Source organism: Clostridium sp. AF20-7 (assembly GCF_003479275.1).
In the GTDB taxonomy this organism is placed as follows: domain Bacteria; phylum Bacillota; class Clostridia; order Lachnospirales; family Lachnospiraceae; genus Otoolea; species Otoolea fessa.
Genome location: NZ_QUGF01000025.1, coordinates 1 through 2,590 on the forward strand (window position 1 = coordinate 1; position 2,590 = coordinate 2,590).

The following is a 2,590-nucleotide window of genomic DNA, read 5'->3' on the forward strand; positions in this document are numbered from 1 at the left end:
CGCGCGTCCAGAAGCGCCGCTTTTCATCCAAAGGCGGTGTGCGGGCATTTTGGGAACCCGGCTTTAGCAAGCCGGTAAAGAAAAGTATCAAAGACGTGAAAAGCGTCACTTTAGCGTCATCCGATTTACCCCAGAGGGAAACCACAAGGGGGACAATAGCGTATCGGAAAAATCGCAAGTTGGGAAAACCATCTACCCACGACTGAGCGGCAAGACGCAACATTGTGAATGAGGAGCAAGGCTAAACTGCTTTAAGGGCAGTCCGAGGCGGGATACTCGACCCGGCGGCGCAGGATGGTTGTATTCGCCGTATGTCACAGCGGAATGTGACAGGTAAACACAGACCGCACGATACTTATGACAGCCAGCCGCAGTAAGCGGAAAAGGACGAAAACCCACTACCGACATCACAATACGCTTTTCCCAAAGTGTCTAACTGGAGATTGCCTAAACCGGAACGCCGGAACTATCCGGCTATGCGTAATGCCGCAAGGCGATAAATTTCAAGGGGTAAAAACCCAAGAAAGATGACGCTGAATATCCGGCATGGCAACGGAGCCTCCGTAGTAGTCCGAGGGCGGGAAAGCCGTCTACATGGCGAAGGGAGGCAGGATGTCAACCAATTCATAAAAAGGAAAGGTGCGTGAGGCATTATGAGAAGTCCTGAAAATGTGTTGGAAAGCCTAAAATCCAAGGCGTGTAACAAGAGTTACAAGTACGAGCGGTTATACCGCAACCTGTACAATCCACAATTCTATCTGCTGGCATATCAGCGGATACAGGCGAAACCAGGCAACATGACAGCCGGAACAGACGGCAAAACCATTGACGGAATGGGAATGGCAAGGATAAACGCCCTCATTGAAAAGATGCGGGACTTTAGTTATCAGCCTAACCCGGCAAGGAGAACGTATATCCCGAAATCCAATGGGAAAATGCGTCCTCTGGGGATACCGTCATTCGATGATAAACTGATACAGGAGGTGGTGCGGCTCATCTTAGAGAGTATTTATGAGCCAACCTTTAGCGATTATTCCCATGGTTTCCGTATAAACAGAAGCTGTCATACGGCACTCAAATATGTGCAGAAATATTTTACGGGGACAAAGTGGTTCGTTGAGGGAGATATAAAAGGCTGTTTTGACAACGTAGACCATCATGTGTTGATTGCTATTTTGCGAAAGCGGATTGCAGACGAACATTTCATCGGTCTGCTCTGGAAGTTCTTGAAAGCCGGATATATGGAGGATTGGAATTATCACAATACTTATTCCGGCACTCCGCAAGGCTCCATCATCAGCCCCATCCTTGCAAACATCTACATGAACGAACTGGACAGTTATATGGCAGAGTATGCAGAGAAATTCAACTGCGGAAACCGCCGTAAAATCAATCCTGCGTTCAAGAAGAAATTGGATGTCTGCCGGGGGAAAGAACAAAGGCTTAAAAGAAATATCTCTAAAATGAGCGTGGAAGAAAAAGAGGGCTTAATTGCAGAAATCCGGGAACTGCGGCGTAGTCTGAAATCTATACCGTATAGCGACCAGATGGACGATAGCTATAAACGGCTTTGCTATATCCGATACGCCGATGATTTCTTAATCGGAGTTATCGGCAGCAAAGAGGACGCAGAACAGATTAAACAAGATGTAGGCTGCTTTATCCGGGACAAACTCCATCTGGAAATGTCCGAGGAAAAGACATTGATTACTCATGGACACGACGCTGCGAAGTTCTTGGGATATGAGGTCACAATCGCCAAAGGCGAACACAACAAAAAGACCAAAACCGGGGCTACCAGACGGGTAAACAATGGAAAAGTCTTACTTTATGTTCCCCATGATAAGTGGGTAAAACGACTGTTCTCCTACAATGCCCTCAAGATTAAATACGACAAACAAAATGGAAACAAAGAGGTTTGGGAACCTGTCCGGCGCACTCGCCTGTTGCACTTGGACGATTTGGAAATCCTAAACCAATACAACGCAGAAATCCGTGGATTGTATAACTACTACCGACTTGCAAACAACGTGTCTGTACTCAACAACTTCTACTATGTAATGAGATACAGTATGCTCAAAACCTTTGCTGGAAAATATCGGACACGAATCAGCAGAATTATCCGCAAGTACCGTCAAGGAAAAGATTTTGTTGTGGAATATCCGAAGAAAAACGGCAAGGTCGGAAAGGTACTGTTTTACAATAATGGGTTCCGCCGGGACACTAAAGTAGAAAGCGGAAATCCTGATATAGTAGCAAGAATTTTTGAGAATTATGGGCGTAATAGCCTTATAAAAAGACTGCAAGCAAACAGGTGTGAATGGTGTGGTGCAGAGAATGTGCCGCTTGAAATACACCATATACGAAAACTCAAAGATCTAAGTGGCAGAAAACAATGGGAAATCGCCATGATTGGGCGTAAGCGCAAGACAATGGCACTCTGCATTGACTGTCACGATAAGTTACACGCAGGAAAGTTAGACTGACATCTGGAGAGCCGGATACATCGAGAGGTGTAAGTCCGGTTCGGAGGGGAGTTCTCGGAAACCTGCCATAGCAATATGGCAAGGCGTCGGGTTCTTACCCTACT

General features: G+C 46.3%; 2 protein-coding genes. Both read left to right on the top strand.

Going from position 1 to position 2,590, the window contains the following annotated elements; genetic code table 11:
- Positions 1-206 (top strand): hypothetical protein (locus DWX68_RS14785; protein WP_207663966.1); only part of this gene is annotated, 206 nt, incomplete at its 5' end.
- A gap of 447 nt (positions 207-653) precedes the next feature.
- Positions 654-2,486, top strand: coding sequence for a reverse transcriptase/maturase family protein (locus tag DWX68_RS14395; protein WP_118630022.1), 1,833 nt, complete (start codon positions 654-656; stop codon positions 2,484-2,486).
- Positions 2,487-2,590 lie beyond the last annotated feature (104 nt).